The organism is Candidatus Acidiferrales bacterium (genome assembly GCA_035515795.1).
GTDB lineage: Bacteria > Bacteroidota > Ignavibacteria > Kryptoniales > JAKASW01 > JAKASW01.
This window is the reverse complement of record DATJAY010000002.1, coordinates 248,416-254,727: the sequence shown is the minus strand read 5'-3', so window position 1 is coordinate 254,727 and position 6,312 is coordinate 248,416. Positions and strand designations below refer to the sequence as shown.

General features: G+C 45.9%; 7 protein-coding genes. All 7 read right to left on the bottom strand.

The window, feature by feature from the left end; all coding sequences use genetic code 11:
• Window positions 1-65: 65 nt before the first annotated feature.
• Complete coding sequence (locus VLX91_01290; GenBank protein HUI28819.1) at window positions 66-1,214, bottom strand: glycosyltransferase; 1,149 nt, start codon at window positions 1,212-1,214, stop codon at window positions 66-68.
• A gap of 194 nt (window positions 1,215-1,408) precedes the next feature.
• The gene (locus VLX91_01285; GenBank protein HUI28818.1) at window positions 1,409-2,143 is read right to left on the bottom strand and encodes a transaldolase; all 735 of its coding nucleotides are present in this window, start codon (window positions 2,141-2,143) and stop codon (window positions 1,409-1,411) included.
• Between the two features lie 81 nt (window positions 2,144-2,224).
• Window positions 2,225-2,821 (bottom strand): SIS domain-containing protein, encoded by a 597-nt coding sequence (locus VLX91_01280; GenBank protein HUI28817.1) that lies wholly within the window; start codon window positions 2,819-2,821, stop codon window positions 2,225-2,227.
• A gap of 1 nt (window position 2,822) precedes the next feature.
• Window positions 2,823-3,350, bottom strand: coding sequence for an HAD-IIIA family hydrolase (locus VLX91_01275; protein HUI28816.1), 528 nt, complete (start codon window positions 3,348-3,350; stop codon window positions 2,823-2,825).
• Between the two features lie 21 nt (window positions 3,351-3,371).
• Complete coding sequence (locus tag VLX91_01270) at window positions 3,372-4,100, bottom strand: nucleotidyltransferase family protein (GenBank protein HUI28815.1); 729 nt, start codon at window positions 4,098-4,100, stop codon at window positions 3,372-3,374.
• On the bottom strand, window positions 4,097-5,122 hold the full coding sequence (locus VLX91_01265) for an NAD-dependent epimerase/dehydratase family protein (GenBank protein HUI28814.1): 1,026 nt from the start codon (window positions 5,120-5,122) through the stop codon (window positions 4,097-4,099). Before VLX91_01265 ends, VLX91_01270 begins: the two co-directional genes overlap by 4 nt.
• A 140-nt stretch (window positions 5,123-5,262) precedes the next feature.
• Window positions 5,263-6,258 (bottom strand): hypothetical protein, encoded by a 996-nt coding sequence (locus tag VLX91_01260; GenBank protein HUI28813.1) that lies wholly within the window; start codon window positions 6,256-6,258, stop codon window positions 5,263-5,265.
• Window positions 6,259-6,312: the final 54 nt, after the last annotated feature.

Sequence of the window (6,312 nt, the reverse complement as noted above, 5' to 3'; positions counted from 1 at the left end):
ATTGGCGATGGTTAAAGTAAGGAAGTCCGCCGTGAGCAATGATAGCGGCTCACCTTGTCTGGATTTTATTCTCTCGAGACGTTCCACCTTGCATCCCTTTGCTTGATTAATGATCTCACAAGACCTACAGCGAGACCGACATTGGCAATCAAGAAATACCCAAGATGAGCTGCAACGGGAATTTGTATGCCGGTGTACAATCCAGCTACACCAATCGCTGCCAAGAAGTAAAAAGTGAATTGCATGACCGCCATATCAACGTATAATTCACCATGCGTGAGTAGGATGAGATTTGAGAAAACTGCGATAAGAAGCAAGAAGGGTACAAACCAGCGAACTATTTTGTGGGACCAGAACGAATAAGCTACAAATCCACGAAGTGGATTTGTTAAATTCAATGATGATTTCAGTGTCCCCGGAATGGCTTCACCCACCTTAACTTTTCTGAAGAACTCGGCTTTAAAACTATTAGAGTTCTCGAAGGCAAGTGCTTCAGGTTCGTACACGAAATAATATCCTCGTTCAATTAACCTCATCGGCAATATGAAATCATCCGCGATTCTCAATCGGGAGTCAAACGCGACATAGAGTTCGCGTCTAATTGCGTAAATGGCCCCGTTACCTCCCAGCGTCATTCCCTGGTCACCTTCAAGTTTCTTTATCCAGCTTTCGACCCCCCAATACTCGGACTCCATATCTGATCCTTTTGCTCCATCGTTTACATGAAGCTCGAGTCGCCCGCAAACTCCACCTACATTCTTGTCGTCAAAGTGTCTCTCAAGTTTCCTCAGGGATTGCGCGTCGAGCCGGGTATTCGCATCGGAAAACACTAATACATCCCCATCGGCATATCGGCAAAGATCATTCAATACCCACACTTTGCCTCTGTTAACTCCAAAAGGGATTATCCTAAGTCGCTCATCGTTAAATTCTCTCAACCTCTCGTAAGTTCGATCAGTCGCGCCATCTATCCCAACGATGATGTCATACGCCGGATAATCGATGGCAAGGAATTCTGACATTCTCTCGCAAATGGTATCCTCCTCGTTGTATGCGGATATTAGTATAGATATTCTCCTCATAGGCTCTCGATCACTGCTCTCCAGCTCGTATCGCCTTCTCGCCTTGGAGAGAAACAAAAGGGAAGCCGGATACAGCAGATAGGAGTGGACGATCAAGATCAACACCACCCAGAAAATAGATTCAATTAGCACTTAAAACTCCACTCAAGATATTCTCACAATCTTCAAGCTACTTTGCTCTGTAAAATCCGTTGCCAGATTTAGGATAATCGGTTGCCACTGGTAATGCGCAAGTAAAAAATCATTGGTGAGTTTTAAAAGATTTTCACAAGAACGACTGCTGCAGGCTTATACGGAATAGCACCTACCTCAGGATTAAGGCCCGTCTATTTCAAAACCGCCTGTCTCTTGGTTTCAAGAGTGTATCCTGCAGCTTGCGCGTCCCCGTAAAACATCTTTACGGTTTCGAGAGAAAACTCATCCAGGTCTTTTCCTATCAAGCTCAATTTCTTTATGAGATCGTTGGTGACAGTAATGATATGACAGCCAATTTGGTCTGCCTGAACAACATTCAAAACTTCACGCGGGCTCGCCCATAAAAGTTCAATGGATGGATACGATTTAAGAAACTTGACTATATCAGCCATGATAGGAACGGGATCGCGGCCCGAATCAGCAATCCGACCGGCAAAAACAGAAACATACCCCCCGGGTCCGTTAAGCATGTGCGGCACCACTTTCTTGACCTGTTCAAGGGTCATCATGGCTGTAACATTTATTTTAACCCCTTGCTGCGCTAATCTACCGATCAGAGGCGTGCTGGAGTTGCCCTTCGTGTCCGTTACCGGTATTTTCACACGAACATTCTCTCCCCAGGAGGCAATCTCCAACGCTTGCTTCTCCATTTGATCGAAATCATCGGAGAACACTTCAAACGAAATCGGCTTGTCATTGATCACCCTGAGTACATCAAGTGCAAACGCTCTGTAGTCTCTTATCCCAGCTTTCTTCATTAGGGTCGGATTGGTGGTGAACCCCGCAATGCTTGGATTTGCCGCCATTTCGAGCATTCCTGCTTTGTCAGCACCATCGGCAAATATCTTCACTTTTAGATTCCGCACGTCATCTTTCTCATTAGTTCATGTGCACAATGAAGATAGTAAAACTTGACGCATAATTCATCACTTCGACGTCTGGAGACTTCATTTAGTTGATTCCCATTTTGTCCCATGCCTCTGGAGTTTCGGATGGGATACCAACAAATGCCAGATAACGGATTGAAATCCTTCCGTAAGAGGCGTGACGTGTTCCGGATTCACTGTAGGAATAACTACAACTGCATCGCCAACCTGTTTTGTGTAACCTCCATCCCTCCCAACCACACCTACAATCTTCGCGCCTATTTTCTTAGCGTATTTGACTACATGTACAAGATTTGAGCTTATGTTTTTTTCTTCGTTTCCACCGCCAACTGAAAGGACAAACACACAATCCCGTTCACTGAACCGGCTTACTTTAAGCCAATTCAAAATCGAAACATCCCAGCCTTCGTCATTCACCCGCGCCGTGAGTTCAGAAATGTTATCATATGGCGCATATGCTTCAAAATCACATAACTTGCGAAAATCACATGTCGCATGAGATGCGTGCCCGGCACCTCCACCGGAGCCCACAATGAACAGCCTTCCGCCGTTTTGCCTGGTTTCATATAAAACCCCGACAACGTGGTCTATATCATCATGGTTAATCAACTTCAACACTTCCGCACTCTCGGACAAAAAAAGGCTCGAAAAATCCACGCTATCCTCCAAGTATTTGTTTCGTATTCATGTCTTCCAGGCTCTCCACCTCGAAATCAAAATCCGTCACAGTCTTTTCGTTGTAGGAAGTCACTAGAAAAACCGTCTTGATCCCGGCACTTTTTCCCGCTGCAACGTCCTTCCAGCTGTCACCCACAATTAGACACTCCTCCCTCTTCAAGCAATATTTTGAAATCAGAGTTTCGATCATGCCGGGCTTCGGCTTCCGACAGTTGCAATCGTCTTGATCGTCGTGCCTGCAGTACAAGATTTCCTTGAACGTGAACATACTCTCTAGCACTGCCGTCATGGAACGCAGCGTGCTTTCAGACAGTTTCCCACGAGCAATATCTGGCTGATTCGAGACGATGAAAAGATTTAGCTTTTTCTTCTCGATCGATCGAAAGAAATCAACAAATTCCCTCTTGACCTTGAATTCATTAAGTTGCAATGGTGAAAAAGCACCGCCGTCTCTCAGTATTGTCTCATTCACGATTCCATCGCGATCAAAGAAAATATTTTTGATCAAGGGATACCAGTCGGCCTTTCTCTAATGCCTATGTGCTTTTTCTCTCCTGTACTCACTCCCACCTTCGATTGAAGCACGTAAAAGCTCCGGGGTATCGAATGCTTTCAATGCCATCCGTGACCGGATTCCGCACAATGGGACCCCCTCTTCCAGCAGCCGTGGAAAAACATCCCGTCCAAAATCAGAAAAACCCTGTGGTATATAATCAAAAATTTCTGGACTTAAATAGTATATACCCGCATTCACCCAATGACTTGTCGTCAGCCCCTTTCCCGGCTTCTCCAGGAAACGGACAATTCGTTCATCTTTATCGAATTCCCCAACTCCGCTCTCCCGCACATCATCCCTATAGTGAAATGCGATTACCCCGATGCACTTGTTCCGCTGGAACGCGGTTCTTAGCATCCGGAGATTGAATCTAGAATAATTGTCTGCATAAAGCACATAAAAATACTCGCCATCCAATTGATGGCGGAAGTTGTTCAGAGCTCCTGAAGTTCCGAGAAGTTCCGGCTCATATGAATAGTAAATCTTTACGCCGAATCGTGCACCGTCTCCGAAATACTCCATTATGTTCTCGGCAAGATGATGAGTGTTGATGTAGATTTCTTTGACGCCGTATTGTCTGCACAACTCAATGTTGTGTTGAAGTATTGGTTTCCCGTCATACATTATCATCGGCTTCGGGATAGTCTGTACAATCTCTCTCAGACGTTCCCCCATCCCTGCGGCGAGCAATACGGCTCTCATTGAATGTTCCCCTTCGCAAGTTCCTTCCGGATGTAGTCGATTGAAGTTGCGAGCCCCGTTTTAAGGTCCACCTTGGGTTCCCATCCGAGTTTTCTAGCCTCGGTGATATCGGCAAGATTCGCGACGGCTTCTCCCGGGAGGTCACCTTGATAAATTGGTTTCATTTGTGACCCCAGCAATGACGCGATTATCGAAAAAATCTCGTTGACCGAGAGATTTGAGCCCGATCCCAGGTTGAACACTTTGCTCGTAGTGCGCGGGTCAGTAATGCATAACTCGTGAAAGTCATTGACATCATCAACGTGAATGAAGTCCCGACGCTTTTCCCCTGTCCCATAAATTACAGGCCGCTCGCCTCTCAATAATTTTATTATGAATGCGCTGAACACGGGTGGAATGGTACGTCGATAGTCCTGCCTTGGACCGTAAACACAGAAATATCTGAGCGCAGTAGTCGCCAGACCAAAGAATCTAGAATAACCCTCAGCGAAATACATTGAAGAAAATTTACTAATCGCGTAAAAGCTGACCGGGTTAATCTCCGTTTCCGGAGTGGGTAGCGTCTTGCTTCCCTCATAGAGAGAAGACGATTCCGCATATATGACCTTCTTGACTTTTGCTCGACTTGCCGCTTCAAAAACATTTACAGTGCCGCGAACGTTTATATCGGCAGTCTCCACCGGATCAGACTGACAATCACTTATGCAATTCTTGGCAGCAAGATGGAACACATAATCGGATCCTTGAAATAATGGATAGATGGAATTATCACGGATATCCAGCTTATGAAACTCCACCGCCTCAGGGACCTGTTCAAGGCTACCGAATGAGAGATTGTCGATGCCGATTACCCGGTATCCTTTCACCAGGAGGCGGTCGGCAAGGTTCGAGCCTATGAAGCCGGCAGCTCCTGTGATGAGCACAGTGAGACGCGAGGGACTTGAAAACGCAGCACTTTTTTGAAAACCGGGCCTTCTCATGCCGTCAGACCAACCACCAATCTCTTGGTCGCTCCACCACATCTCTTTTTAAAATCTTCGATCGTCTCCTGATAGGAAGATCAAGACCTATTTCATGGATTGCTGTGTGCGCACATCTGTTTACCATCGTCTTCACTGCAAACCTTTGCGATTTAATTGTCTCAGATTCTCATCCTTCTGTTTCATATGTTGACCAGCTCCTTGCTTCCTTCCCAATCAAACTTGAAATCCATATATCTTAGGCCCTCAGCTTCCATAGCGTTTCTCAATTCCTTACGTTTTCCATGATCGGCACAGAGAAGAAGAAAGCCTCCTCCGCCTGCGCCCATCAATTTACCGCCGATCGCACCGTTGCCTAATGCCTTTGCATACCACTTGTCAATTTCTCCAGTACTCATTTTGTCAGAGATCTTTTTCTTTTCAAGCCAGTGATCGTTCATCAGTCGTCCAAATCCCGACACATCATCATTCTCTAAAGCAAGCTTCACCTCTTTGCCAATTTCCTTAATCCTATGCATCGCCTTTGTAACAACTTCTTCGCCAACTTTTGCCTTCAGACTCTGCTCACCAAGAATCTCGTTGGCATCTCGCTGTATCGAGGTGTAAAACATCATCAGCCTGTTCTCCAGTTCATAGATGGTCTCATGATCAATTCTAGGTCGAGTTACTTTCACATTTCCAAGTTTGTCTATCTGGAGGGCTATTATGCCTCCGTAGGCCGCCGCGTATTGATCCTGTTTACCGATCGGCTTCCCGACAAGGTCAATCTCTATTCTGCATGCCTCTTCAGCGAGTTCCTGAACTGAAATATGACGACGCTGCATTGCGTTTAGTGCTCTTAGAAGTCCGACAGTATAAGAGCTTGACGATCCCATGCCGGTTCCGGCGGACAAATCTGCCATCGAGTGAATCTCAAGTGGCTGGCAGATTTTGAGGTATATGAGCGCCTCGCGTACGATCTCATGTTCAATCTTCCCGATTTCTTGCAGTCCAACGATTTCTGTTTTATTATACGCGATCTTGATCTTGTCGACCAGCGCAGGGACATTCAGATTGATGTACATGTACTTGTTTACTGCGGCAGTTACCAGGAAACCCTCATACTTTTTGTAATACGAGGGCAAATCAGTCCCACCTCCGCCAAGCGGGAGACGAAACGGCGTCCGTACTACTATCATTAATTATCCATTCTGCGCTTTGTTGACGCGCCACGTATTTTAATATCTTGGGTT

Coding starts and splice junctions, on each gene's coding strand:
- VLX91_01270 (HUI28815.1), bottom strand. CDS start 4,100: ATGAGAGCCGTATTGCTCGCCGCAGGGATGGGGGAACGTCTGAGAGAG.
- VLX91_01265 (HUI28814.1), bottom strand. CDS start 5,122: ATGTGGTGGAGCGACCAAGAGATTGGTGGTTGGTCTGACGGCATGAGA.
- VLX91_01260 (HUI28813.1), bottom strand. CDS start 6,258: ATGATAGTAGTACGGACGCCGTTTCGTCTCCCGCTTGGCGGAGGTGGG.